We start from the raw sequence: 25,598 nt of genomic DNA on the forward strand, positions 1-25,598 counted from the left end.
TAATGATGCTTGAATTGATTGCTAGCGGCCTAAGTATACGCCGTCAAAGAAGGCTTCTCAAACAGAATATTAGCATTCTTTAATGTAAAAACATTGTTTATCCGTTAAAAATAGACTAAGACTGCAACAGGAAAAGGACAATTTAGGCATAATAGACAGACGTTAGATATAGAGTAAGGCGTTGAATGAAAAATATAAAATGGGTTTGTGTTGGCCTAATACTGATGCTGTCGGCTTGCGCGCATATAACAGAGCAAAAAAAGTTAGAGCACCTAGATGCTAAACAAAAACTGTTTATGAAAGCGTTACGCTGGAAGTCGTATGAAACGGCGGCAAGTGTTATTCGTTATAGAAACCCAGCGCGTAAATTAGCTCCAATTGATGGGCTTAATAAAATTACGGTGACTTCTTATGATTTGATAGGTTCTGTGCCCAACGCGGAGGATGACACCATCATAGCGCAGGCATTATTTGGTTATATTCAAAATGAAACAGGGCGTGTCTATCAAGTAAAACATACTCAAGTTTGGTGGTTCGATGAGGAGTCAAAACAGTGGTTTTTAGACAGCGATATGCCGGATTTTAGAATAGATTAAGCTTTTTTGTAATGTTGGCTTGTCAGATCTGCTCGAATGTTTATTTTTTCGTGAAGGTTTTCGTTATCTTCACAATTTATAAGTAGTTGGCAGTATTTGTGCCTTCAAGTTTGTCTTGAAGGTTAGTGTTGGTTGGTAATAAACGTTTAAGCCCTTCTTTAAAAGCGCGTATTTCATTGATAATGCTTGATGTTTTGTTTATAACGACGCCGATTTAAAAGGTAGGAAACTAGTGAGGTGGTCTATCTGTGCGTTAACCTGTATTTTTTCATCGTCAATAAACTGTTCAATGGCTTGACGAAATTCGGCATGTAATATCATGTGGTTTGACAAGGTTTTGACGGGCTTGAAACCACGTGAGATTTTATGTTCGCCTTGAGCGCCCGGGTCAAAGCGCATGAGTTTATGATTAATACAGTATTCAATGCCTTGGTAATAACAAGCTTCGAAATGTAAAAACTCATATTCTTGCTCACAGCCCCAATAGCGACCATACAGTGTTTGATGATCTTTAAAACACAGTGCAGCACCAATGAGCCTATTGTCTTTTTGGGCGCAAAACATCACCAAGTTCTCAGCCATGGTTGACAGTAATAAGTTAAAAAATTCTAAATTTAAATAGCCTTGTTGCCCGCTACGCTTTAAGTATGTGAAATGATAAAAACGATAAAATTCAGCCATTAATTGTTTGCTAATATCACAACCATCGACCACCGTCATTTCAATACCTTGTTGAGTAATTGACAGCCGTTCTTTACGTAATGTTTTGCGTTTACGTGATTTGAATGTTTGTAGGAAATCGTCGAAAGACGTGTAGTGATGGTTGAACCAATGGTATTGAATACCACTGCGTTGTTTATACTCGGAGTCCTCCAGTAAGGAAGACATTTCGGTGTCAGGGAAAAGCACATGCCAACTCGATAACCCCACTGAAGAAACTGAATCGAGAGCAGCCTGTCGGATATTTTTAATGATGGTCTGTTTTTCTTGTGTCAGTTGAATGCGATTGTGAAAAGCTAAACGAGGGCCTGTGGATGGTGTGAAAGGGATGGCTGATAATAATTTAGGGTAATAGTGTAATTGGTGTTGCTGATAGGCATTGGCCCAAGCCCAATCAAAAACGTATTCGCCGTACGAGTGGGTCTTAAGGTAACAAGGCATGGCAGCGATAATGTCATCTCTATCGGTGACAATTATATGATGAGGGGTCCAGCCGGTAGAAGCTTGGGTACAGCCGCTTTGTTCAAGTGCGGATAAAAAAGCATGTTGAATAAACGGATAATCAGTTTCAAATACACTGTTCCAGTGTGTGTCTGATACCTTAGATATGCTAGAGAGAAATTTAATATTCATAGTGTTAAGGTTAACGAAAAATAATGATTAAGGCGCATGCCATTGTAGTCGTTTCTAACGCTGTTATGGCTAGCTATTATGAGAACCATTGGCCATAACAAGCCACTAAAACGCTGACGCTGAGCAGTTCAGATAGGGTTTTTAAAGAATAAATTGGTAACGCTAAATACTGGAATTATATATTGTCGAAAAGTAAACAATGGCATAGAGTATTCTTTACAAAAAAAACATGATGGATAGGGATATGTCTAACGAAAGTATGGCTCAAAAGAAGGAACGAACCCAAACAAGTGGTTTGATCCGTGAGTTACTCGAAGAACGAAAACAAGTCTGGTCTTCTTACTGTGCAGTATCGGGCATTGAGGAACATAAAGGCCAAAAACCAATCGAGGAGCTGCTTCAAGATTTTTGTCAGTTGACGGTTGATTATATTTCATTAGGACATTTTGGCGTGTATCAACGTATTTTAGCGGGTAATGAAAGACGCAAGTCTGTACTGGCCGCCGCTGAGCGCATCTACCCAAGTATCTCTAAAGCTACTGAAACTGTTTTAGACTTTAATGACAAGTACCAGACGTTAACGCCAGCAATGATTTTAAATGAATTGGCTAGCGACTTATCCTCAGTCGGTGAAAATCTGGCAAACCGAATTGAGTTAGAAGATCAATTAATAGGCGAAATGCTTGCCTAGACCACAGATAAAGTATTGCCCTGAATGTGGTAATAAGACGGAGTCAAAAACGCCCGAGGGGGATAACCAGATTCGGGATGTTTGTGACGCCTGCGACCTTGTGCATTATCAAAACCCACGAATTATTGCCGGCTGTATTCCTGTTTGGGAAGATAAAATTTTGTTATGTAAGCGCGCTATTGATCCTAGAAAAGGATTCTGGACATTGCCAGCAGGTTTTATGGAGCTGGGTGAAACGACCGAGCAGGCGGCTGTACGAGAAACTTTGGAAGAAGCCGAGGCGGTTGTCCAAACTGAAGAGCTATACGCGGTTTTTAACTTGCCACACATTGACCAAGTGTATGTGATGTATCGTTCAGTATTATTAAAGCCAGAGTTTTCAAGTGGTGAAGAAAGTTTAGAGGTGCGTTTATTTGCGGAGCATGAAATTCCTTGGGATGAGCTGGCTTTTGAAACCATGCGTAAATCGCTAGAGTTTTATTTTCAGGATAGACAGTCCGGTTGTTTTAAGTTTAGGTCTGCAGATATTACAAGGCCGTTATCTCGTTAACCACTTAGCCATGGGTGTGAAATGAAACGAGAACAGATTATTCAATGCCTAGAGCCGGCAAGCAGCCTTCAAGGTTGGTCGCAGCAACAGCGTAAAGATGGTTTACGTAATGCAGCTGTTCTGATTCCTTTGGTTGAACGTGATCAATGGCAAGTTTTGCTAACTAAGCGTACCGAACATCTTAATAATCATGCTGGACAGGTTAGTTTTCCTGGAGGACGTGCTGACAGCATTGATCTTTCGCCACTACATACGGCGTTACGAGAAACCGAGGAAGAAGTGGGGATTCAACAGGACTTAATAGAAGTGGCCGGAATTATCGAGCCCTTTTTAACGGTAACTAATTTTAAAGTCGTTCCCATTGTGGGTTTTGTGGAACCTTCGTTTACTCTCAATATTGATGAGTTTGAAGTGGCTGATGTGTTTGAGGTGCCACTATCAATCTTGGCAGACCAGTCTTGTTATGAAAGAAAAGAAGTTGTCTGGAAGGGTCAAAATAGGATGTATTGGGAGTTGATGTACGACGGCTTTCAAATCTGGGGTGCAACAGCCGCTATGCTGTATGCATTTGCTGACCGTTTAAGGGTGGCGAAAAACACCTAATTTACTAGTTTTTGGCTGAGCTGGGCCGGTACTTGTTTTGTAAGCCTTGCAAGAAATTTCGTAGGACTTGGTCTTTACAAGGACGATAATGTTTATGGTCTGTGCGACGAAAAAATGCGCTTAGCTCATGTTTACTAATGGAAACGCCATTGTTTGATAACAGCGCTAAAACGTCTTCATTTTTCATGTCGAAGGCGATTTTAAGTTTACGTAACACGATATTATTAGTGATTTTTTTATCGGGCTCAGGTGTGGGCCTATCCTGTTTTCCTCGTCGGTCGATAATCAACCCATTTAAAAATATTGAAAATGAGGTGTCTCCACAGCTTACATAAGCTTCGTCGTCATCTTTTTTTAACCAGTTGCTTATTTGCTCGCGTGTCACCTCGTGATCTGCCTGTTTAAAAATATCGATCATTTTTGCATCATTGAAATCGAAGGTGTAGCGAAGGCGGCGTAAGATATCGTTATTGGTCACAAAGGTTCCTAGAATGGTTTGGTCTGGTTGGTGAGAGTATTTTACAGCTTCGTGGGCGCCTGTAGTTCATTTTTTGTATGCGCTGAAAAAGTAAACCGAATAATAGGTGTTTTACAGTGACGAAGCTTTATTGATTTTGTTCTAAGGCCAATAACTGTTTTTTGGCCGCTAAGCCTCCCGCATAACCGGTCAGGCTGCCATGGCTGCCAATGATTCGGTGACAAGGAATGATTAAACTGACAGCATTAGCGCCTATGGCATTAGCAACAGCACGAACAGCCGTTTTATTATGAATAGTGCTAGCGATTGTTTGGTAAGAAGTAGTTGAAGCGTATGGGATGGTTTGTAGGCTACGCCATACGCGTTGTTGGAAATCAGTGCCTACCATTAAAATGGGTAAGTCGAATTGTGTTAATTCTTGTCGAAAGTAGCGATTGAGTTGCTTAAAGGCCGTGTCGATGATAGCTGTTTTTTTGTTGACATAATGCGCGTTTAGGCGCGTTTGTAGACGTCTGTCAATGCTCGCCCGTTTTTGCCGCTGTTGCCAATCACATAGGCATAGTTGATTCTCAAAGGAGCCAATCAGTAGTTCACCTAGTGGGCTATCGTATGATTGGATGTGGATTTCATTTAGCGATCGCATGCTATGGGATTTAGTCCTTTGTAGCGATAGCCCAGTGAATTAAGCGGTTAGGCTACGAGAAACAATTTCAGACACATCTTTTGACAGTGGTGTATGAGCTTGTATGCGCGATAGTTGCGCCTTAATCAATTGTTGTCGCGTACTATCAAATTTTTTCCAGTGGCTTAGTGAATTAGCTAATCGAGCCGCCACTTGAGGATTAATGCTGTCCAGCAGAAGAATGTTATCGGCTACAAATTCATACCCAGAGCCGTCTATTGCGTTAAAGTGCAAAGGGTTGGCTGTGGCAAAAGCGCCAATCACACTCCGAACTCGATTGGGTGTTTTCATGTCGAAGTCTGGGTGCTGAGTTAACTTTTTTACGCTGTGTAATGCGTCGGTTTTTTCTGAACAAGCTTGCAAGGCGAACCATTTGTCGATGACCAGATCTTCATTTTTCCACTGTTGATAAAAAGCATCAAAATAACTCACATTGAGTGGGGTATCGAGGTGGCTTAATTCGGCTAGCGCAGCAATTTGATCGGTCATGTTCCGAGCCGTTTCAAATTGTTGAATACACATTGAACGAACCTCATCGGTTTCTAACGCCATTAAATAATCGAGACAAAGGTTTTTAAATGACCGTTGAGCAATACTTTGTGAATCGGTGCCAGCGCCTACGTGATGATTAGCGTGATAGTGTGCTAGCCATAGGTCTTGTAGAGATGAGGCTAAGGTTTGCTTAACAATGCGGTGTGCTTGGTATAAGGCATCAATATCAATAGTGCTCATTTGTTCGGCCAGGTAAGCTTTGCTTGGAAGGCTTAATAATAATGATTGATAAGCTAGATCTGCTAAAGGCTGTTGCAAAATGGCACGGAATGTACCCACCAGTTCATCGGGTAAGGGCGGTACCTTATGATGGTTCTGTATCGCATCAATGGTTTTAAAAATAAAATAGCTTAGGCAGTTTTGTCCTGCTTCCCAGCGATTAAAGGCATCTTTATCATGTTGAAATAAATGGATTTTCTGTTCAATGCTAAGTGTTTGTTGCAGTTTTATCGGTGCTGAAAATCCACGGAGTATAGAGGGGGTGGGCTCTGTATTAATATCAGTAAAAGTAAATGATTGCTCCGCTTTAGTTAACTCAAGAACCGTTGATGTTTGCTCGCCATGCAGGTTAAGTTCTTTGCCGTTGTCATCGAGTAAACCCAGTCGAATGGGGATGACTAGAGGCTCTTTATTGGCTTGAGTTGAGGGGGAGTTATTGTGTTGTTCGAAACTTACGGTGTAGGTTTTTTCGTTTTGGTTATAGCTTGTTGTTACTGTAACCGTCGGCGTGCCTGCTTGACTATACCACTGTTTAAATTGCTCAAAGTTGGCGTTATTCGCATCTTCTAAGGCAGTGACAAAGTCTTCGGTGGTGACAGCTTGTCCATCATAACGTTCGAAATATAAGTCACAGCCTTTTCTAAAGCCGGTTTCACCTAACAATGTATGAAGCATTCGCACAACTTCAGCACCTTTTTCATAGATAGTAAGGGTGTAAAAATTATTGATCTCAACGAAGGAGCTGGGGCGAATAGGGTGTGACAATGGCCCCGCATCTTCAGCAAATTGATGTGTGCGAAGCATATTGACATCTTTAATACGTTTTACCGCTTCAGAAGTTTGATGGGCGGTAAACTGTTGATCGCGAAAAACAGTAAAGCCTTCTTTTAAACTCAGTTGAAACCAATCTCTACAGGTAACGCGATTGCCAGACCAGTTATGGAAGTATTCGTGGCCAATGACAGCTTCGACATTTTCAAAGTCGGCATCAGTAGCGGTTTTTTCACTGGCCAAAACATATTTTGTGTTGAAAATATTGAGGCCCTTATTTTCCATTGCCCCCATATTGAAATGGCTCACAGCAACAATCATATAGATATCAAGGTCGTATTCGCGACCAAAGGCTTGTTCATCCCAACGCATGGCATTTTTTAAAGACTGCATGGCATGTGACGTCTTATCTAAATCATGCTCTTCGACGTACACTTCTAACGCAACCTCTCGCCCCGAACAGGTTGTAAAAGAGTCTTTTAAGCAAGCTAAATCTCCAGCGACAAGCGCAAATAAATAGCTAGGTTTGGGGAAAGGGTCATGCCAACGGGCAGCGTGTTTATTATCTGCTAGGGCAATGTTTGGGCTACCAGTGCGGTTGCCGTTGGATAATAAAACGGGGTATTCATCTTTGTCGGCCACCATCGTGACGCTAAAGATAGACATGACGTCTGGCCTATCTAAAAACCAGGTAATACGTCTAAAGCCCTCGGCCTCGCACTGGGTACAGAGCATGGTGTTTGATTTATATAAACCACTAAGCGCTGTATTGGTGCTTGGGTTGATGTGATTGCTGATTTCTAAAACAAAACGAGCACTAGGGTTGTGAATAGTGAGTGTTTTATCATCGAGTGTATAGTGTTCAGGGTGAAGTCTTTCACCATCAACTTTAAGGTCAATAAGCGTTAGCTCTTCACCCATTAATACCAAATCAGGGTTAGTTTTTTTACAATCAGGGTTACGGTAAATATTGAGGCGAGAATTGACATGGGTTTTGTCAGCCGATAAGTCAAAATGAAGCTCAGTTTTGCTAATTAGGAACTCAGGAACGGTATAGTCTTTTAAGTAAATAGTTTTTTGTTCGGAAGTAGACATAAGGTTATTTTGATTTAAAGGAGTGGTAGGCAAACAGTAACCATGCGATGAGCAAGGCAATGCCACCAATGGGTGTGATTGCGCCGAGAATGGTGATGCCTGTTAAGCTGAGGATGTATAGGCTGCCAGAAAAAATTAGCATCCCGGCAAGCATAAACCAACCCGCTATGCGTAATAAATTAGATGGATTGTTTTGGTGTAACACGCCGATGAGAATCAGGCCGATGGCATGCCACATTTGATAATCCGAAGCGGTGTGGTAAACGGCTAAATAATGAGGCGATAAGCTGCCTTTAACAGCATGTGCTCCAAAGGCTCCTATTACTACGGCCAAGAAAGCAAAGAAGGCCCCTAAGGTGATAAACGGTAAGGTTTTCATAAGGTGTTACTTTTCTAGTAAACGTGGCATTACTTCAACCAGATTGCAGGGTCGTGTGCGGTAATCAAGCTGTGCACTAATTAATTTGTCCCATGCGGTTCTACAAGCACCTGATGAGCCGGGTACGCAAAAAATATAATGTCCATTAGCAACGCCAGCAATGGCTCTTGATTGCATGGTTGAGGTACCTATTTCATCGTATGAAAGTGTGCGAAAAACTTCACCAAAGCCTGTCAATTCTTTATCTAGTAAAGGTTTTACAGCTTCAGGCGTGCCATCACGGCCAGTGACGCCAGTGCCGCCAGTGGTGATGATGGCATTAATAGCTGGGTCGGCAATCCAAGCGGATATTTTTGCGCGAATTTGGTAGATATCATCAATAACAATAACTTTTTCTGCACACTGGTGGCCTGCATCGACGAGTCGATCAACCAGTGTTTTTCCAGAAGTGTCGGTTTCTTCTGTACGCGAGTCTGAGACCACCATAATGGCGATATTAAGTGGAATAAATTGACGAGAATTTGTGGGCATTTTGGCTACCGAATAAGTAAAAAGAAGGCACTATTACCGCGTTGAATATTCAGTAGTAGCGAGTTGGATCTACGTTGTTTGATGGCATTGGTTAGTTCAAGGATGTTACGAACGGGAATGCGGTTTACTTGGCTAATGATATCACCTTTACGTAAACCGTTTAGCCAAGCAATAGAGTTGGTTGCGACGTCGGCAATTTTGACGCCGTGTTTGATGTTGTACAGTTGGTCACCATCAGATAAGTTAGACAGTGTTACCCCGACCAATTGATTATGAATACGCGCCCCATCGATAGAAACCACTTCATGTTGAGCGATGGTGATAGAGACAGGTAGTTGCTTGCCGTTACGTAAAATTTGTAGTTTGGCATTGTCGCCAATAGTTAGCAGTCCTAGGCTGTTACGTAAACTGGCACTATTTTTTATCGGTTTGCCATTTATGCTTAACACAATATCGCCGGGGCGTAAGCGGGCTTTTTCTGCCGGGGAGTTGGCAGCAACTTGGCTAATAATAACGCCATGTTTGACCCTAAGACTAAATGCTTTCGCCAGTTCAGGGGTTAAGTCTTGAACACTAATACCTAACTGCCCACGTTTGACTTTACCAAACTTAACCAATTGGTCTTTTAGGCTAACGGCCATATTACTAGGGATCGCAAAACCAATACCAACATTGCCGCCGCTCGGTGCCAGGATGGCGGTGTTAATCCCCACCAGTTCACCTTTCAAGTTAATTAACGCGCCACCAGAATTACCAGGATTAATAGACGCATCTGTTTGAATAAAATCCTCATAACCTTCAATCCCAAGGCCAGAGCGGCCAAGCGCACTAACAATACCTGAAGTGACGGTTTGCCCAAGGCCAAACGGGTTGCCAATGGCAATAACAAAGTCGCCAACCCGTAAAAGGTCAGAGTTGGCGATGTGTAAATCGGTGAGCCGATCGGCCTTAATTTGAATAACCGCAACGTCAGAATCAGGGTCGCTGCCGACCACGTTGGCGTTAAATGAGCGGCCATCGCGCAAAGTCACCGTTATTTTGTCGGCTTTATCAATAACGTGATGATTAGTAATGATAAGTCCTTTATTTGCATCGACGATGACGCCTGAACCTAAGCTTTGCGTGGAACGCTTTCTTGGTGTGTTGGGGAGCTGGAAAAAACGTCGAAAGAAAGGGTCTTGTAATAGAGGGTTTTCGTGCTGTTGAACCATACTTCTAGTGGCAATATTAACAACAGCAGGCGTTACTTTTTCTAAAACGGGCGCTAAGCTAGGCAGTGGTTTTTCGCCTATAAAAGCAGGCAGTGCAGCGTGCGTAGGTAAACTCGTAGCAAGGACTAATAAACCGATCAGTACAAATTGTTTAAGTCTTAACATCATAAACCTCTATGCTATTGATCTACATCGTCGGCGTCAACTTGTCCGCTCATACGACGACGTATGTGTGACCAAGACATACCTGTTGTCATAATAAAACATAAAATACATTGAATAATATAAGTGATCGCATCGATGTTATCAGCTGGCACAAGCCCCCAATCAACAATCATCCAGAATATGGTGCCAAAAAAAGCAATTGCCAAGGCAATGCCGATAGCACCAAGGGAGCGTAAAGTGGCGCGTATATAAATGACCCAACCAATTATTAAAATCAGCCCGGCAAGTGCCATAAGGGGTGTTATATCGGGTGTTTTTGTGACGACCCAATGGTAATAAGATAAGCCAGCGGGGTTGTAGCTTGCAAAGACGAGTACTGTTGCAATGGCTAAACGAATGAAAAAATTAGTGGCCGAGAACTGATTTGTTTTCAATGTATTATCCTTAATGAGTCACCTTGATGAGACGTATTCTAACTGAAAATGCTAACTTCTTTACGAACGCTTTAAAAGCGTTTTGAAAAAAGCGTAGCAAGTGTGACGTAATTGGAAAACACTAATTTCTATGGCTGAAATCAGACCATTTTTATTGCATGCACTACACTGTGTTGTATATATAGATAATTAATTGATCAAACCGAATTAAATGAGCGTGAGACCACATCAAGATAACCAACATATTTTAAGGAAATTTATTCCTTTAAACACCTTACCAAGCGGCCACTTTTCGACTATTTGCAATGAATGTCTTATTGAAGAGTGCGATAAGGGAACGGTGTTATTTGAGCAAGGGGATGATGCTAAAGAGTTTATCTATTTGATCAGCGGAATGATTAGCTTATTTGCCGGTGAGATGGAAATGGAAACCATCGTAACAGGTTCGGAAGTGGCGCGTTTTGCAATCGCCCACCAATTGCCCCGTAAAGTTCGAGCAGTGACGAAGTCTAAAGCGAGGATTGTGCGAGTTCCTACTTATATGCTGGATATGGATAACCCCGAAGATAATGGGCAAACCTATTTGGTAGATGACGTTGAAGACCATAGTGGCGATTGGATGACAACGATGTTGCAATCGCCGGTCTTTCAACGGTTGCCCGCATCAAATTTACAAAAAGTAATGATGCAGATGGAAGAGGTCGCTTTTGAACCGGGTGAGGTTGTTGTTAAACAAGGGGATGAGGCGGATTTTTATTACATCATTAAAACAGGTAGTTGTGAATTGATACGTCAGCCTTCTGAAGGTGCGCGGTTAATCAAGTTGGGTGAGTTACATAGCTGTGATGCTTTTGGCGAAGATGCGCTGCTATCAGGCAACCCAAGGAATGTAACGGTTCAAATGAAAGGCAAGGGGCAAATGCTTCGCCTATCAAAAGCTAACTTCATCAAGTTGGTTAAAGAGCCAGTATTACAATATGTAAACTTTCAAGAAGGGCAGGAAAAAGTCAGTGCGGGTGCTAATTGGTTAGATGTAAGAGGGGTCGATGAATATGTTGATGATCATATTGACGGCAGTGTAAATATCCCCTTCTTTTCGTTACGAATGAAAATCGCTGAATTGCGTCACGATCAATTACAAGTATTGGTCTGCTCCAATGGTCGAACCAGTGAGGCCGCAGCATTTCTACTATTGAAGTTTGGTTTTAATGCGCTGATTTTGAAAGGAGGAATCGCTAGCAGGTCTACCAGTAAGAGCAAGAAAAAGGCGCCAGAATTGTCCTTAAAAGAGGTGCCGTTATCAGCCGTTGCGACAACATCAAATGAGAATCAAGGTGCGACGGTTAGTAATGCTGACAGTTTGAATGCTAAGCAGTTAGAAGAGGCGCAACGTAAAGTAGCAGAGCTTGAAAAATTATGCGCGCAATCAAATGAAAGGTCCAATAAGCTTGAGTTAGAACGTAGGGGCTTACAGCAACAATATGAGCAACAAGCAGCCCTAGTCGCTGAGCTGCAATTATCATCAAAGCGTGTGTCAGACGAGCTGCTAGCGCTGCGCAATGGTCATGGTGACCGCGAGGTGGAAATGAGCCAGGCGCTGCTTGCTGAAAAAGAAGCAGGTTTGCAGCTTTCAAAAGAACTGGAAGATAAAGCCCTAGCGCTGGATAAGGCGCAGCAAGCGATGGAGAGTTCTCGTGAATCGCTTAGCCTGTTAGGCGAAGACATTAAGGCGAAGGATAAGGAGCTCGATGAGCTTAAACGAACGATCAGTGATATTAATACTCGAGAGGCAGAAACGACAACAACGTTTAAGGAAACGTTGGCGATGGCAAAACAAGAAGCCATCGAATTAAGAAACCAAAAAAAGGCCTTGGAAGAAAAAGTAGAGGCGACTGAGCGCGAAATGGGCGCGTTACTTAAATCTCAAACTAAACTGGAAGAAGAAAATAAACAGCGGATTAGTGATAAGGAAGCGGCTAACTTAGAGAAAGATAATCAAATTCAGCAGCTAAATTCCCAATTGTCTGAAATGCGTTCGACTATAAAGAGCTCGGGCCAGTTGCAAACACAATTAGAGAACCAACTTTCGCAGACTAGGCATGAACTAGAGCAGTTAAAAGAAAAGCAAAACGATGCGATAGAAAAAAATAAAGCAGAGGCTGATGCGCGTCGCCAAGAGCTTGAAAGCGATATAAACGCGTTAACACAACAAATAGAAGAAAAAGATACATCGTTAGAAAAGCAAACAGAGGCGTTAGGCGTCTTGGCGGAAACCTGTGAATCGTTGAAAGAGAAAAGCAGGGGGTACGACCAAACCCTGCATGAAAAGACAACTAAACTTGAGGCTTTGACGAAGGTATTAGAAACGGCAGAGAAAAAACTTGAGGCGTTTAGTCAAGAACGAGAGGACCTAGAGTCCGCTGTGTTAGAAAAAGATACGCTGTTGGCTGAATGGCGTGAACAGTCTGTTGCAATGAATGCTGAGGAAGCTGCTTTAGAAGAAAAGCTAGCACAGTCGGACAGTCATTTATCGAATGTGTTGGCTGAAAAAACAGTTTTAGCTGAACAGTTAAATGAATTGCGAGAATTGACCGATGAGCTAAAGAGTAACGAAGATAACTACTTAACAGAGGTTGACAGTCTTAAACAACAAAAATCGCAAGCAGAAAAGGCGTTGGCTGAGTCGCTTAATGAATCAGAGGCTCGAACAGAAAAGTTTGAAAAAGAAGCGATAAAGCTACGTCAGCAGGTGATTGCCCTAGAAAGCTCTCTGAGTGAAATAAGCTCAGGCAAAGAGTCGTTAGAGAGTGAGTTGAAGAAGCGCCTTGCCGAGGCGCAAAATGATGCCAAAGTAGCACTAACAACGCAACAAGATGTTGAGCAGCAACTGAATCGCGAAGTGAGTGAAAAGGAAGCTATCCAAAAAAGCCTAATAGCCTTGGAAAAACAGTTGGCGCAGAGGCAGGGTGAGCAGCAACAATTAAGCAAACAGTTAGATGAATCGCAAGAAAAGCTTGAAGAGCTGCGTGAAGGCGGAGAAGCTGAAGTATTACGTTTAACGAAGTTGCTACAGCAGGCCGAATCAAAACTTCAAGAAAGAAACGTAGAGTTTAATTCGTTGACTAAGGAAAAAGAGGGTGATGTTAGGCAGTTACAACAAAAGGCCGATATGCTTGAAGCCGAGTTGGAAATGCTGCAAAGAGCTGAGGCTGAAAGCGCGCAGGAACTTAATAAATTAGCGTCAGAAAAAGAAGCTGCAGAGCAAGCGTCATTAGTCACTAAATCTCAGCTTGATAGTCTGTTGATTGAGCAACAAAAAGTCACCGCAGAGCTGTCTCAAGAGCGTCAAGAAACGAAAATGATCATCCAAGAAAAGGATGCTAAGAATGCTAAATTAGCAGACTCGTTAGAGCAGCTCAAAGGCCAGTTGAAAGCATTAGAAGAGTCATTGCTCGAACAGACGCGACAGCTCGATGAAGCTCATGTTCAACAACTTGACAAATTGGACACAGAGCTAAAAAAAGTCAAACAGCAGCAGGAGCTTAGCGAAGGGCAGTTGATGTCAGTACAAGCTGAGAAAGAAGAGTTGCAACAGAAACTATTTGATGCAGAAGCAGTTTTATCGAGTGCTACGGGTGATCAACGAGAATTATTGGTGCAGCTAGAAAAAGCGCGCAATGAGTCTGTGGAATTAACACGAACGGTTGAGTTAAAACAAACTGAGATGGATGAGTTTGTATCGCTAAAAAAAGAACTGGAAGAAGAGTTGTTGACGTCTAAAAAGGCGCATAAAGCGATGAGCACTTTAGCGGATAGCGCTGAGCAGCGTTGTGAGGAACTGAACAATGCTTTAGCTCTACAAGTGTCAAAACAGCAAGATAAAGAACGGATGTTTGAAGAGCGGTTAAAGGCGTTAGAAAACCAGCTTCAGCAGACAGAAAATGACCTCCAAAAAGAGCGTATTGCTCTACAAAAAGCGGAAACAAACTTATCTTCCAAGGTTAGTGAAAAAGAAGAAATGCGCGTCGCCTTATCAGAGTTAGAGCAACTTAAATTGTCGGGTGATAAGGTTGTTAACGTATCACAGCAAAAAATGGCTGAGCTGGAGCAATCGCTAAAAAGCCTTAAAGTGGAAAAAGAACAGTTGATCAAAGCGCATAATGATGCAGATGAAAAAACTGCTCAGTTAACTGAGCAACTATTAACGGCGCAAAATGCAGAGAAAGAAACATTAAAAAGGTTAGATCAGCTGATGAGCTCACTTGAGACCGATAAGCACGAAAAAGCGGCCCTGCAAGAGAAGCTGGCGGATATTAATAACAACAATAATGAGTTGAAGCATCAACTTGAAAAGATGGAAAGAAATGCGTCTAGTGCGGTCGAGAGTGGTCCAGCAGAAAAACGAATAAAAGAGTTGGAAAAACAGTTAGATGAGGCGTCAACTATGTTGCTGGATCTTGAGATAAAACTAGAGACATCCTCTAGCGATGTAGTAGAAGAACCCAGTGAAGAAGAGAAAAATGCTCTTAAAGCACTTCAGTCAGAGCTAGATTTAGTTCGGGAGCAAACAGAAAAAGATATCCAAGCAATGCAGCTAAAAGTAGAAAATAGTGAAAAAATGAATTTGGCGCTGAAGAAAAAGATCTTGACGATGCAAACGTTAGCAAACCAAGAAGTGCTTCCTGAGAAAACACAAAAAGAAAAGAAAAAGGGCTGGTGGAAATAATACAAAAAGATGGTGTTGAATATGTGGCTGCGGTTGAAGTTGAAACGCTAGCAAGCCTAAGTTCCAGAGCATTTGAAGTCGACTTGGGTGATAAAGGTGCTTGCAGTGGTTTTTTTGTGCGCGAGCAAGACATGACGCTGAGAGCGTATAAGAATAACTGTCCCCATACAGGGGCGCCATTGAACTGGATGCCAGACCAGTTTTTAAGTCGAACTGGTTTATATATTCAATGCTCTATTCATGGGGCGATGTTTAAAACACAAGATGGCGAGTGTTTTGCTGGGCCATGTAACGGGAAGTGGTTAAAGGCATTGAGCTTTATTGAAAAAGACGGAATGTCTTATATTGCATTACTTGATCTCGAAAAAAGCCCGTCAATTTGACGGGCTTTTTAAGGTATTTTTGCGCAGACTATGGCCTGTGCAGAAAGCTAAGTGCTGATTGGTTCAGACTTATTTTATTTTAGCTTCCTTATACATAACATGCTGTCTAATGGTTGGATCAAACTTTTTGATTTCCATTTTTTCTGGCATATTACGTTTGTTTTTTGTTGTTGTGTAGTAATGGCCTGTTTTAGCGCTTGAAACTAATTTAATTTTATCTCTCATTTTTCAGTCCTTAAACTTTTTCGCCACGTGAGCGAATGTCGGCCAAAATAGCGTCGATGCCATTTTTGTCAATTGTACGCATGCCATTTGCTGAAACGCGTAAGCGAACAAAACGATTTTCGCTTTCTACCCAAAAACGGTGGTGATGAAGATTCGGCTCAAAGCGACGACGAGTTCTGTTTTTCGCGTGAGAAACATTGTTTCCCGACATAGGGCGCTTGCCAGTGACTTGGCATACTTTAGACATGATAAAACCTCTATTAAAATTAATTGATTGGCAACTTACTGCGAAACGGTGCGAATTTATACCAGAATATGATAATTGAGTAAAGAAAAAATTCGTTTCTATTCTTAGATATGGCCTAGTTCAGTGAGTGAGGAGGCATCGCCGCTGCCGATGATTAAATGGTCTAAAACGCGAATATCGATTAACTTTAATGCCTCGATTAATTGGTGGGTAATCTGTATATCGGCTTGACTGGGTGTTGGATTCCCTGATGGGTGGTTGTGAGCAAAAATTACTGCTGCGGCATTGTTAGCAAGTGCGCCTTTAACAACTTCTCGTGGGTGTACACTAGCACCATCAATAGTGCCAAAGAATAATTCTTCAAAGGCAAGAACGTGGTGCTTGGTGTCCAAATAGAGACAAGCAAATACCTCTCTTTGCTGATGAGCTAGTTTGCTTTTTAAGAACTGTTTGGTGTCATCGGGGGTGTTGAGCGCGTTTTTATGGCGGATATTTTCGTGTAAATATCGACGTGCCATTTCTAGCACGGCTTGCAATTGTGCATATTTAGCCTTACCCAACCCATGCCCCTGACAAAACTCAGGTTGCGATGCGTGCATCAGCGAGTTTAATGAGCCAAATTGCTTGAGAAGGCGGCGAGATACGTCTACAGCGGTCAAGCCTTGAGTGCCTGTACGTAAGAAAATGGCGAGAAGTTCTGCATCGGACAGTGAGGCGGCGCCTCGACTTAATAATTTTTCACGGGGCCTTTCCAATTCAGGCCAGTCAGTAATAGACATAATCAATCCTTGATAATGATAGTGGCTTGGATCATAGAATATATCGTGTTGTGTGACATAATGGGGTATTACTTACATAAAGATGCAGAAAATATTGTGAATGAATTACAGTATCGGCGTGTGTTATTGGGCGTGACGGGCGGAATAGCCGCTTATAAGGCCGCCGAAATTTTGCGCCAATGTCAAAATATGGGTGCTGAGGTGCGTGTTGTGATGACCCCAGCGGCAACAGAATTTATTACCCCGTTAACGTTTCAGGCGCTGTCAGGCTTGCCGGTGCATACTCAATTGATGGATGTCGAAGAAGAAGCAGGTATGGGGCATATTAACCTGGCTCGTTGGGCTGATGTGATTTTAGTGGCCCCAGCCAGCGCAGACTTTATTGCTCGCTTAGCATCCGGTATGGCGAATGATTTGTTGACAACGCTTTTGCTGGCAACAGAAAAACCAGTGATGTTAGCGCCAGCAATGAATCGTGCGATGTTTGATGATCAAAATACACAAAACAATATCCGTCAGCTTGAGTCTCAAGGCGTGGTTATTTTAGGGCCAGGCGAAGGCGTGCAAGCCTGTGGTGAGGTTGGCTTAGGGCGAATGCTCGAACCGGAAGATTTGGCGCAAGCCGTTGTCGAACATTTTCAAACAGGCGAGTTGGCAGGGTTAAATGTTTTATTAAACGCAGGGCCAACAAGAGAAAACATTGACCCTGTTCGCTATATCAGTAATCACAGTTCTGGAAAAATGGGCTTTGCATTGGCGCAAGCTTGTGTAGAGGCGGGTGCGCACGTGACGTTAGTGGCGGGGCCTGTATATATGCCAACACCGTCTGGTGTGGAACGAATTGATGTGGTGAGTGCGCGCGAGATGGCGGATGCTGTGCTTTCAAGGTCGGCACAAGCCGATATCTTTATTGCCTCAGCTGCAGTTGTGGATTACACCCCAGTTGAAATTGCCGAGAATAAGATAAAGAAAAACGCATCTCAGATGCAGCTAATTCTGGTTAAAACAATAGACATTTTGACCAGTGTCGCAACACAAGGCAGTGCAACGTTTTGTGTTGGTTTTGCGGCAGAAACGGATAATTTAGAAGCGTATGCTAAAGACAAGTTAGAAAAAAAATCATTGGATATGATTGCGGCAAATTGGATAGGCCGGAAAAACGTTGGTTTTAACAGTGAAAATAATGCCTTATCGGTCTACTGGAAAGGTGGTGAGCAAGAGCTCGGCTACATGCCTAAGTCTGAATTGGCTCGTGAATTAGTGACATTAATAGCAAAAAGGTATCATGAAAAAAATACAACTTAAATTACTGGATGATCGTTTAGGTCAATCAATTCCTTTGCCAGAATATGCGACAAGTGGTTCTGCGGGGTTGGATTTACGTGCATGTTCGGATAAATCATTATTGCTGAAGCCTGGGCAAACAACGTTAATTCCAACCGGAATGGCTATTCATATCAGCGATGCTAATTTGGCGGCAGTCATCTTGCCTAGATCAGGTTTGGGGCATAAACATGGCATAGTATTGGGTAATTTAGTTGGTTTAATTGACTCTGATTATCAAGGGCAGTTATTTGTTTCATGTTGGAACCGTGGTGATACGGCCTTTAATATTGAGGTTGGGGATCGGATTGCACAATTGGTTTTTGTGCCTGTGGAACAAGTTGAGTTTGAGCAAGTAGATCATTTTGATAACAGCCATCGTGGTGAAGGTGGTTTTGGTCACACTGGGAAAGGGTAAATAGATGATCTATAAAACAGTACTTGTTTTGATGCTTCTCGTTACCATTGCGGGTGGAGGGTACTACGTTTATCTAAATCAAATTGAACAGCAAAATATTGAGAAAGTTGATCAATTAATAGAACGTACTCAAAAGGTGAGTAGCATTTTGTCGTCAAAAGTGGGTGTGTGGCGTCAATCTATAGAGGGAACGGCGAAGAAGCCTGAGTTACTGGCTAGTTTGGGTAAGGGCGAGTCGGTAGCAATAAACTGGGTGAATGAGTATGTACAGAAGATAGATGATTTGGTGTCGTTGCGACTTGTTCGGCCAGGTCTTATGCAGATTGATACGATGAGCAAGCCACCTTTGGGGTATGCTTGGTTAGACTTGATTAGAAAAGTTGAAGCATCTCAGAAAGCTCAAATGCCTGAAGTCTATATGATGGGGACAGATCACCAGCATATTGCAATGGCAGTCCCTGTGCTAGAAGGTGAGCAGTTACGAGCTGTTGTGTTGGCCGCATTTCCGGTATCGGCTATTCAGGATACATTTAAATCTGCTATAGCCAATGAAAAAGGTGGGTTTCTAACTCTTAAACAAGGTGCTTTGAAGCTTGCTGATGGTGGCGAATCATTACATCACATGGGTGTGGAAGTTAGAAATATAGTCATAAAAGGTACGCCTTGGCGAATAGTTGTCAAAAAGAATGCGTTGGCACCCTATATTGATAAAAATGAGCTGTTTGCATACCTTTTTACAATAGTGATTTGCATGTTAGCACTGGCCTTCTTAGTGGCAGCTATAAAGAACAAAAGTAAGTATAAGGGAGTGTTTCATTCAATTAAGGCAAGAATAAAGAAGAGCCCTGCTGAGTCTTTAGGTGTTGAAGACGAGTATGCTTACCTAGATGAGGGTGAGGCGTTAGCTCGTAAAAAAATTTCAGATAGTATAAATGAGAAAATTGGTGATGGTGGTGATTTATCACATAGCCAAACCATGGAGAAAGATGAGGCAATTGAGGTCGTGATGGAAACGGGTTTAGCACAGTCTATTTTTAGGGCTTATGATATTCGAGGCGTTGTTGACGAAACATTGACTGAGGACGGTGTTTTATCTATTGGGCGTGCTATTGCTAGCGAGGCGTTAAGTGCAGGCCAAAAGACAATAGTGATCGCTCGAGACGGCCGATTACATAGTCTAAAGTTAAGTGAGTCATTATCCAAAGGCATACAAACTGCGGGGTGCAACGTGATAGATGTTGGTCAAGTACCAACCCCCGTCTTGTATTTTGCAACTCATCAACTGGACACCCAATCAGGGGTAATGATAACGGGAAGCCACAACCCAGCAAATTATAATGGTTTGAAAATTGTTATTGCGGGTAATACTTTGTCAGGCGAGGCGATTCAGCAGTTATATCAACGCATTCAGCAAGATAACTTGGAAACTGGTGAAGGCGCTTACCAAGAGCAAATGATGTTACCTGAATATATTGGTGCTATTACTGGCGATGTTCGTTTAGGCAGAATGATGAAAGTAGTGGTCGATTGCGGTAATGGAGTGGCTGGAGAGGCTGCCCCAATGCTACTGTCGACGTTAGGCTGTGAAGTGATTCCGTTGTATTGTGAGATTGATGGTAATTTCCCAAACCATCATCCCGACCCGAGCAAGCCAGAGAATTTACAAACGCTGATCGACAAGGTGCGTGAGGAAGAGGCGGAGCTGGGTTTAGCTTTTGATGGCGATGGCGATCGTTTAGGCGTGGTTGACTCGGATGGCAATATTATCTGGCCGGATAGGCAAATGATGTTGTACGCGGTTGATGTGCTATCTAGACAAGCAGGCGCGGACATTATTTATGATGTGAAATGTACACGGAACCTTGCCAAAGTAATTGCCAAACATGGCGGGAAGCCCATTATGTCGCAAACAGGGCATTCACTGATTAAAGCTAAAATGAAAGAGACTAAAGCAGAGCTTGCAGGTGAGATGAGCGGGCATATCTTTTTCAAAGAGCGTTGGTTTGGTTTTGATGATGCTTTATATACCGCCGCACGACTATTAGAAATTGTGACAGCAGAGTTTAGGTCAACAGCCGAGATTTTTGCAGAACTACCTGACAGTGTGAGCACCCCCGAATTAAATATTAGTTTGGCAGAAGGTGAAAACTTCAGTTTTGTTGAAAAATTGCAGTCTCAGGCAACCTTTGACGAAGCTAAGGTTATTACCATTGATGGTATCCGTGTTGAATTTAAAGATGGTTGGGGGCTGGTCAGAGCATCGAATACAACGCCTTCGTTAGTATTGCGCTTTGAAGCGGATAATGAGGTGTCGTTAGAGCGTATAAAAGATGTATTTAGAGAACAAATGTTGAAAATTAATGCGGACATAGCGTTACCTTTTTAACCGTACTATTTATCAATATGATTTGTAGATGAGGCATGATGGAAAATAATAAAATTGATCCAATTCAGACAGCGCATGTTTTAAGTGAGGCGCTTCCGTATATTCAAAAATTCTCGGGTAAAACCATTGTCATCAAATATGGCGGAAACGCCATGGTGGACGAAGACTTAAAAAGTGGTTTTGCACGAGATATTGTGTTGCTAAAGCAGGTGGGTTTAAACCCGGTTGTTGTTCATGGTGGTGGACCACAGATTGGTCGTCATCTCGAAAAATTGGGTATGAAAAGCCAATTCGTAGATGGTATTCGCGTGACAGATAGTGACACGATGGATGTTGTTGAGATGGTGCTTGGCGGTTTAGTTAATAAAGAAATTGTAAGTCTTATCAATCAGCATGGAGGCTCAGCTGTTGGCCTAACAGGTAAAGATGGTGACTTAATACGAGCGAAGAAAATTTCTAGTAAAGAAGCAGCAACAGAAGAGGCTTCAGAGCTGATAGATATGGGACATGTTGGTCATGTTGATAGCATTGACTCTGCAGTTGTTGATATGCTGGTTCAAGGTGATTTTATTCCTGTTATTGCGCCTATTGGCGTGGGTAAGGATGGGGCTTCTTACAATATAAATGCGGATCTTGTTGCGGGGAAAATGGCCGAAATTTTATCTGCAGAAAAGCTGTTGTTGTTGACCAATACATCAGGCTTGCTAAGTAAGGAAGGTGAATTATTAACAGGCTTGTCTATTGATGAGGTAAATAAGTTGATAGACGATGGCACCATTTTTGGTGGCATGCTACCAAAAATTCGATGTGCGATGGATGCGCTGAATGGTGGTGTGAACAGCGCCCACATTATTGATGGGCGTGTTCCACATGTTGTTTTGCTAGAGCTATTAACTGATAAAGGTATGGGTACTTTACTGGTTAGAAGTTAAGGTGTTAGCTGATTAAATTGCTCGATGAGCTGGGCAGTTTGTTCGCTTTTACAGGTAGCTTTTCCGCCTTTTGAATTAGCACAACGGATATCCAGCATAATATTTAGTTCGGCTTTATTGTTAACTTTAGTTAATGAAAGGCCGATGTCTTTGCTAAGCCTTGGTGTCCTGGTAAGGATGAGTTCATCCGAGCGATACACAATGGTAGCGCCAGCGTCAGTGATAAAGGATGATGCTTTGTCCCATAGTGTTTCGCAGGTATTTGCGTCACATGTTAACTGGCCTAGAAAGGGGCTAGGAATGGTTTCTGAATCAATGGTAGGTGTTTCAACTGAATGAGCTTTTAATACGTTGAAGCGTAATTTATCGTTCGCGAGTTGTTCGCTTAACTGTGTTTTTTGTAATTTAAAGTCAGCGATTTCTTGTTGATTTTTATCAAATTGTGCTTGAGCAGACTGAATGTTAGAAAGGTTTTTTTGCGGTATTTTTTTTCCTGAACGTTCGAAATTTGCAGCCGCCGCTTGGTGAAGAATAAGTTGTTTTTTAAGTGTCTCAGACTGACTTGTAGCGATTGTTATATGTGAATCAAGCATCTCAAGTTTGCTGTTTGCCAGCGTGTCGATATCTTCTTCTGAGCGAAATGTTTTTAATAAAGCGCTATCTTTAGCCAATTGTGACTGTAAGAGCTCTTTTTGTAAGGCTTGTAAGTGATTGATTTCTTTCAGGCGCTGAATTTCTTCCGGGGTTTTAGCAGCATCTTTTACAGCGATGGTGCGGCCTTCTTCATTTAGTTCTTCTCGTTCTCGCCTTGACTCTTCAGGTGGCACTTTGTCCGAAAAGGATACGTTTCCATTCTTATCAACCCACTTATATAGTTTTCCAGCAAAGGTTGGGTTTGAGAGAGTCAATAAAAGGATGGATAAAATTAAACGGTTTTTTTTTCTCATGGGAATTAAAGGTCTATTTTTTTTGAAGATTAAATCAATTAATGGTTATCATAGGCATAGACTGAAAACTTAGGTATCAGAGTGAATAACATTCATTATGGTTATATGCCATTTTTCGTTATATAACGAATGTGCCTGTTAGTGAGTATAGTTTAGAAAGTGGTATTTGTGGGAATGTAAACAGATGCTGGTTTTTTTAATATTTGATTCATTTTGGAGTATGTATGCCTACCGATAACTTCCCTTTCATCGCCGATGCGAATGATACGGATCCGCAAGAAACCAACGAGTGGCTTGAGGCACTTGAGGCGGTCATTGAACATGAGGGTAAAGATCGCGCCCATTTTTTACTTGAAACATTGATAGAGAGAACCAGATCTGCAGGAGCGGATATCCCGTTTAGCGCTGCAACGGCGTATATCAATTCGATATCGATTGCAGAACAAGCGCAATATGTTGGTGATAGAACCTTAGAGCATAAAATTCGTTCGTATGTTCGTTGGAATGCCATGGTGATGGTGCTTCGAGCGAATAAAAATACTAATGTTGGTGGGCATATTGCCAGCTTTGCATCATCAGCTACGTTATATGATGTAGGTTATAACCATTTTTGGCACGCAGCGAGTGAAACGCATGGCGGAGACTTAGTCTATGTGCAAGGACATGTAGCAACTGGGATTTATGCACGTGCATTTATGCTGGGTCGTTTGAGCGAAGAGCAGATGGACGGTTTCCGTCAAGAAGTTGATGGTGGTGGTTTATCATCTTATCCGCACCCTTGGTTAATGCCCGATTTTTGGCAATTCCCAACGGTTTCAATGGGCTTGGGGCCGATCATGTCGATTTACCAAGCGCGCTTTTTGAAATACCTGGAAGACCGAGGTTTTGCTAAAACTTCAGAGAGAAAAGTCTGGGCGTTTTTGGGCGATGGTGAAACCGATGAGCCAGAATCCTTAGGTGCCATTGGTATGGCTGGTCGTGAAAATCTTGATAATTTGGTATTTGTTATCAACTGTAATTTACAGCGACTAGATGGGCCGGTTCGAGGTAATGGGAAAATTATTCAAGAACTAGAGTCAGAGTTTAGAGGCGCTGGCTGGAATGTCATTAAAGTTGTTTGGGGTAATCGTTGGGATGCCCTGTTAGCACGTGATACTGAAGGTCATCTACGTAAACGTATGATGGAGTGCGTTGATGGTGACTACCAAACCATGAAAGCCAAAGATGGGGCTTATGTACGTGAGAACTTCTTTAATACGCCAGAGCTAAAAGCAATGGTGGCTGACTGGTCCGATAAAGATATTTGGGATTTGAATCGTGGTGGACATGATCCCGCTAAAGTATATGCAGCGTATGATGCAGCTTGCAAAGAAACCAATAGACCAACAGTGATCCTAGCAAAAACCATCAAAGGTTATGGCATGGGTGAGTCAGGTCAGGCGCAAAATACCACGCACCAGCAGAAGAAGATGAGTCATAACTCATTGCTCCACTTTAGAGATAAATTTGAGCTGCCGATTTCTGATGAAGATGTTGATAATCTTGCCTATCTTACTTTTCCTGAGGGCTCTGCAGAACAAGAGTACATGAAGAAAAAGCGCGAAGATTTAGGCGGCTACTTACCTGCGCGTCGTGAAAAGTCAGAGTCTTTAACGATTCCAGACTTAGCCGTATTTGAGCCGATGATGAAAGGGACATCGGAAGGCCGTGAGATTTCCACCACGATGGCTTTTGTTCGGTTATTAAACATTTTGTTGAAAGATAAAGAGATTGGTAAACGTATCGTGCCTATCGTGCCAGATGAGTCGCGTACGTTCGGTATGGAAGGCTTATTCCGTCAGTTAGGTATTTGGTCGCACGTGGGTCAGTTGTACACACCACAAGACTCAGATCAGCTGATGTTTTATAAAGAAGATAAGAACGGTCAAGTATTGCAAGAGGGCATCAATGAGGCCGGTGGAATGTGTGACTGGATTGCAGCAGGTACGTCCTACTCAACCAGTGATGTGCCAATGATCCCGTTCTATATTTTTTACTCAATGTTTGGCTTTCAGCGCATTGGTGACTTGATATGGGCTGCGGCTGATCAGCGTGCACGTGGCTTCTTATTAGGCGGAACAGCCGGGCGTACGACACTTAATGGTGAAGGGCTTCAGCATGAAGATGGGCATAGTTTGTTATGGGCCTCATCTGTGCCGAACTGTATTTCATATGATCCAACGTTCAATTATGAATTAGCCGTCATCACGCATGATGGTTTAAAACGCATGTTCCAAGAGCAAGAAGATGTTTTCTATTACCTAACGGTTATGAATGAAAACTATGCGCACCCAGCAATGCCAGACGGTGCAGAAGAAGGCATTATTAAAGGCATGTACTTGTTTAAAGAAGGGGCTTCGAAGAGCAAGCTGCGTGTGCAGTTATTGGGTTCTGGCACGATCTTTAACGAAGTGATTGCCGCGGCAGAACTATTGAAAACTGATTGGGGTGTTGAAGCTGATTTGTGGAGTTGTACCAGTTTTACGGAGCTGGCCCGCGAGGGACAAGCCTGTGAGCGTGAAAACCGCTTGAAACCAACGCAAGAAAAACGGATACCTTATGTGTCTGAATGTTTAAATGAACGTCAAGGCCCCGTTATTGTGTCGACAGACTATGTGCGTTTATTAGCAGATTCAATTCGCCCATTTATTCGCAAGCATTGTTCAATATTGGGTACAGATGGTTTCGGTCGATCAGACACTCGTGAGAACCTACGTCGTTTCTTTGAAGTTGATCGTTATTATGTTGCCATTACCGCACTAAATGCGCTGGTAGACTTAGGGCAAATTAAGGCTGAGGTTGTTCAGCAGGCCATAGAAAAATATGAAATAGACACTGAAAAACCTGCGCCATGGTTAGTGTAGAGCGAGCGATAGGAGAATT

The 25,598-nt window shown here is 42.5% G+C and carries 23 protein-coding genes; 11 read left to right on the forward strand and 12 right to left on the reverse strand.

Annotation, left to right across the window (positions count from 1 at the left end; all coding sequences use genetic code 11):
• The first annotated feature begins 185 nt into the window (after nt 1-185).
• The gene (locus tag KUG63_RS04440; protein WP_020162620.1) at nt 186-596 is read left to right on the forward strand and encodes a hypothetical protein; all 411 of its coding nucleotides are present in this window, start codon (nt 186-188) and stop codon (nt 594-596) included.
• A gap of 198 nt (nt 597-794) precedes the next feature.
• Here the strand turns inward: KUG63_RS04440 and KUG63_RS04445 are convergent, their stop codons facing one another.
• Nucleotides 795-1,949: a GNAT family N-acetyltransferase gene (locus KUG63_RS04445; RefSeq protein ID WP_287554208.1), complete on the reverse strand. Its 1,155-nt coding sequence runs from the start codon at nt 1,947-1,949 to the stop codon at nt 795-797.
• 244 nt (nt 1,950-2,193) lie between these two features.
• Between KUG63_RS04445 and KUG63_RS04450 the strand changes: the two genes are divergently transcribed.
• Genes KUG63_RS04450 through KUG63_RS04460 form a run of 3 tightly spaced genes read left to right on the forward strand, consistent with a single transcriptional unit; the run spans nt 2,194 to nt 3,793 of the window.
• Complete coding sequence (locus tag KUG63_RS04450) at nt 2,194-2,640, forward strand: sigma D regulator (RefSeq protein ID WP_015006731.1); 447 nt, start codon at nt 2,194-2,196, stop codon at nt 2,638-2,640.
• Nucleotides 2,633-3,190: an NUDIX hydrolase gene (locus tag KUG63_RS04455; RefSeq protein ID WP_015006730.1), complete on the forward strand. Its 558-nt coding sequence runs from the start codon at nt 2,633-2,635 to the stop codon at nt 3,188-3,190. Before KUG63_RS04450 ends, KUG63_RS04455 begins: the two co-directional genes overlap by 8 nt.
• A gap of 21 nt (nt 3,191-3,211) precedes the next feature.
• Complete coding sequence (locus tag KUG63_RS04460) at nt 3,212-3,793, forward strand: CoA pyrophosphatase (RefSeq protein WP_287554211.1); 582 nt, start codon at nt 3,212-3,214, stop codon at nt 3,791-3,793.
• Nucleotides 3,794-3,797: 4 nt separating this feature from the next.
• On the opposite strand, the gene KUG63_RS04465 is transcribed toward KUG63_RS04460, so the two are convergent.
• The 7 genes from KUG63_RS04465 to KUG63_RS04495 form a co-directional block, all read right to left on the reverse strand.
• Nucleotides 3,798-4,271: a DUF1456 family protein gene (locus tag KUG63_RS04465; protein ID WP_015006728.1), complete on the reverse strand. Its 474-nt coding sequence runs from the start codon at nt 4,269-4,271 to the stop codon at nt 3,798-3,800.
• Between the two features lie 127 nt (nt 4,272-4,398).
• Nucleotides 4,399-4,914 carry a methylated-DNA--[protein]-cysteine S-methyltransferase gene (locus tag KUG63_RS04470; RefSeq protein WP_015006727.1) on the reverse strand — a complete coding sequence of 172 codons (516 nt, stop codon included), beginning with the start codon at nt 4,912-4,914 and terminating at the stop codon, nt 4,399-4,401.
• Between the two features lie 39 nt (nt 4,915-4,953).
• The gene (gene pepN, locus KUG63_RS04475) at nt 4,954-7,590 is read right to left on the reverse strand and encodes an aminopeptidase N (protein ID WP_287554213.1); all 2,637 of its coding nucleotides are present in this window, start codon (nt 7,588-7,590) and stop codon (nt 4,954-4,956) included.
• 4 nt (nt 7,591-7,594) lie between these two features.
• Nucleotides 7,595-7,969: a DUF423 domain-containing protein gene (locus KUG63_RS04480; protein ID WP_016390511.1), complete on the reverse strand. Its 375-nt coding sequence runs from the start codon at nt 7,967-7,969 to the stop codon at nt 7,595-7,597.
• Between the two features lie 6 nt (nt 7,970-7,975).
• A complete protein-coding gene (gene moaB, locus KUG63_RS04485; protein WP_015006724.1) occupies nt 7,976-8,500 on the reverse strand; it encodes a molybdenum cofactor biosynthesis protein B in 525 nt (174 codons plus the stop codon).
• 5 nt (nt 8,501-8,505) lie between these two features.
• A complete protein-coding gene (locus KUG63_RS04490) occupies nt 8,506-9,879 on the reverse strand; it encodes a DegQ family serine endoprotease (protein ID WP_041932870.1) in 1,374 nt (457 codons plus the stop codon).
• An 11-nt stretch (nt 9,880-9,890) separates the two neighbouring features.
• The gene (locus KUG63_RS04495; RefSeq protein WP_020932057.1) at nt 9,891-10,310 is read right to left on the reverse strand and encodes a DUF6524 family protein; all 420 of its coding nucleotides are present in this window, start codon (nt 10,308-10,310) and stop codon (nt 9,891-9,893) included.
• A gap of 211 nt (nt 10,311-10,521) precedes the next feature.
• On the opposite strand from KUG63_RS04495, the gene KUG63_RS04500 reads away from it, so the two are divergent.
• Nucleotides 10,522-15,036 carry a cyclic nucleotide-binding domain-containing protein gene (locus KUG63_RS04500; protein WP_287554216.1) on the forward strand — a complete coding sequence of 1,505 codons (4,515 nt, stop codon included), beginning with the start codon at nt 10,522-10,524 and terminating at the stop codon, nt 15,034-15,036.
• On the forward strand, nt 15,027-15,419 hold the full coding sequence (locus KUG63_RS04505; protein ID WP_015006720.1) for a Rieske (2Fe-2S) protein: 393 nt from the start codon (nt 15,027-15,029) through the stop codon (nt 15,417-15,419). Before KUG63_RS04500 ends, KUG63_RS04505 begins: the two co-directional genes overlap by 10 nt.
• A gap of 69 nt (nt 15,420-15,488) precedes the next feature.
• Here KUG63_RS04505 and rpmG read toward each other — a convergent pair whose 3' ends face one another.
• The 3 genes from rpmG to radC form a co-directional block, all read right to left on the reverse strand.
• Nucleotides 15,489-15,644 carry a 50S ribosomal protein L33 gene (rpmG, locus tag KUG63_RS04510; RefSeq protein ID WP_015006719.1) on the reverse strand — a complete coding sequence of 52 codons (156 nt, stop codon included), beginning with the start codon at nt 15,642-15,644 and terminating at the stop codon, nt 15,489-15,491.
• 10 nt (nt 15,645-15,654) lie between these two features.
• Nucleotides 15,655-15,891, reverse strand: a complete 237-nt coding sequence (gene rpmB, locus KUG63_RS04515) for a 50S ribosomal protein L28 (protein WP_015006718.1) — start codon at nt 15,889-15,891, stop codon at nt 15,655-15,657.
• 104 nt (nt 15,892-15,995) lie between these two features.
• Nucleotides 15,996-16,670, reverse strand: a complete 675-nt coding sequence (gene radC, locus KUG63_RS04520) for a RadC family protein (protein ID WP_020932059.1) — start codon at nt 16,668-16,670, stop codon at nt 15,996-15,998.
• A 60-nt stretch (nt 16,671-16,730) separates the two neighbouring features.
• Between radC and coaBC the strand changes: the two genes are divergently transcribed.
• Genes coaBC through argB form a run of 4 tightly spaced genes read left to right on the forward strand, consistent with a single transcriptional unit; the run spans nt 16,731 to nt 21,729 of the window.
• On the forward strand, nt 16,731-17,975 hold the full coding sequence (gene coaBC, locus KUG63_RS04525; protein WP_287554227.1) for a bifunctional phosphopantothenoylcysteine decarboxylase/phosphopantothenate--cysteine ligase CoaBC: 1,245 nt from the start codon (nt 16,731-16,733) through the stop codon (nt 17,973-17,975).
• On the forward strand, nt 17,956-18,411 hold the full coding sequence (dut, locus tag KUG63_RS04530) for a dUTP diphosphatase (protein ID WP_020932061.1): 456 nt from the start codon (nt 17,956-17,958) through the stop codon (nt 18,409-18,411). The genes coaBC and dut overlap by 20 nt, the downstream gene beginning before the upstream one ends.
• Nucleotides 18,412-18,415: 4 nt before the next feature.
• Nucleotides 18,416-20,797 (forward strand): phosphomannomutase/phosphoglucomutase, encoded by a 2,382-nt coding sequence (locus KUG63_RS04535; protein ID WP_020932062.1) that lies wholly within the window; start codon nt 18,416-18,418, stop codon nt 20,795-20,797.
• A 38-nt stretch (nt 20,798-20,835) separates the two neighbouring features.
• The gene (argB, locus tag KUG63_RS04540; RefSeq protein WP_015006713.1) at nt 20,836-21,729 is read left to right on the forward strand and encodes an acetylglutamate kinase; all 894 of its coding nucleotides are present in this window, start codon (nt 20,836-20,838) and stop codon (nt 21,727-21,729) included.
• Here argB and KUG63_RS04545 read toward each other — a convergent pair.
• The gene (locus KUG63_RS04545; RefSeq protein WP_277642226.1) at nt 21,726-22,676 is read right to left on the reverse strand and encodes a DUF4124 domain-containing protein; all 951 of its coding nucleotides are present in this window, start codon (nt 22,674-22,676) and stop codon (nt 21,726-21,728) included. The genes argB and KUG63_RS04545 overlap by 4 nt on opposite strands.
• 224 nt (nt 22,677-22,900) lie before the next feature.
• Here KUG63_RS04545 and aceE point away from each other — a divergent pair, with 224 nt between their 5' ends.
• Nucleotides 22,901-25,579, forward strand: coding sequence for a pyruvate dehydrogenase (acetyl-transferring), homodimeric type (gene aceE, locus KUG63_RS04550; protein ID WP_015006711.1), 2,679 nt, complete (start codon nt 22,901-22,903; stop codon nt 25,577-25,579).
• Nucleotides 25,580-25,598: the final 19 nt, after the last annotated feature.

Origin of the sequence: Cycloclasticus sp. (assembly GCF_019090545.1) — a bacterium.
Lineage (GTDB): Bacteria > Pseudomonadota > Gammaproteobacteria > Methylococcales > Cycloclasticaceae > Cycloclasticus > Cycloclasticus pugetii.

Bases quoted from the DNA above. Each gene is read 5' to 3' on its own strand.
- radC (WP_020932059.1), bottom strand. From the start codon at position 16,670: ATGTCTATTACTGACTGGCCTGAATTGGAAAGGCCCCGTGAAAAATTA.
- KUG63_RS04480 (WP_016390511.1), bottom strand. From the start codon at position 7,969: ATGAAAACCTTACCGTTTATCACCTTAGGGGCCTTCTTTGCTTTCTTG.
- argB (WP_015006713.1), top strand. From the start codon at position 20,836: ATGGAAAATAATAAAATTGATCCAATTCAGACAGCGCATGTTTTAAGT.
- aceE (WP_015006711.1), top strand. From the start codon at position 22,901: ATGCCTACCGATAACTTCCCTTTCATCGCCGATGCGAATGATACGGAT.
- rpmB (WP_015006718.1), bottom strand. From the start codon at position 15,891: ATGTCTAAAGTATGCCAAGTCACTGGCAAGCGCCCTATGTCGGGAAAC.
- moaB (WP_015006724.1), bottom strand. From the start codon at position 8,500: ATGCCCACAAATTCTCGTCAATTTATTCCACTTAATATCGCCATTATG.
- KUG63_RS04470 (WP_015006727.1), bottom strand. From the start codon at position 4,914: ATGCGATCGCTAAATGAAATCCACATCCAATCATACGATAGCCCACTA.
- KUG63_RS04490 (WP_041932870.1), bottom strand. From the start codon at position 9,879: ATGATGTTAAGACTTAAACAATTTGTACTGATCGGTTTATTAGTCCTT.
- KUG63_RS04445 (WP_287554208.1), bottom strand. From the start codon at position 1,949: ATGAATATTAAATTTCTCTCTAGCATATCTAAGGTATCAGACACACAC.
- KUG63_RS04545 (WP_277642226.1), bottom strand. From the start codon at position 22,676: ATGAGAAAAAAAAACCGTTTAATTTTATCCATCCTTTTATTGACTCTC.
- KUG63_RS04450 (WP_015006731.1), top strand. From the start codon at position 2,194: ATGTCTAACGAAAGTATGGCTCAAAAGAAGGAACGAACCCAAACAAGT.
- KUG63_RS04440 (WP_020162620.1), top strand. From the start codon at position 186: ATGAAAAATATAAAATGGGTTTGTGTTGGCCTAATACTGATGCTGTCG.
- rpmG (WP_015006719.1), bottom strand. From the start codon at position 15,644: ATGAGAGATAAAATTAAATTAGTTTCAAGCGCTAAAACAGGCCATTAC.
- KUG63_RS04535 (WP_020932062.1), top strand. From the start codon at position 18,416: ATGATCTATAAAACAGTACTTGTTTTGATGCTTCTCGTTACCATTGCG.
- KUG63_RS04500 (WP_287554216.1), top strand. From the start codon at position 10,522: ATGAGCGTGAGACCACATCAAGATAACCAACATATTTTAAGGAAATTT.
- pepN (WP_287554213.1), bottom strand. From the start codon at position 7,590: ATGTCTACTTCCGAACAAAAAACTATTTACTTAAAAGACTATACCGTT.
- coaBC (WP_287554227.1), top strand. From the start codon at position 16,731: ATGGGGTATTACTTACATAAAGATGCAGAAAATATTGTGAATGAATTA.
- KUG63_RS04460 (WP_287554211.1), top strand. From the start codon at position 3,212: ATGAAACGAGAACAGATTATTCAATGCCTAGAGCCGGCAAGCAGCCTT.
- dut (WP_020932061.1), top strand. From the start codon at position 17,956: ATGAAAAAAATACAACTTAAATTACTGGATGATCGTTTAGGTCAATCA.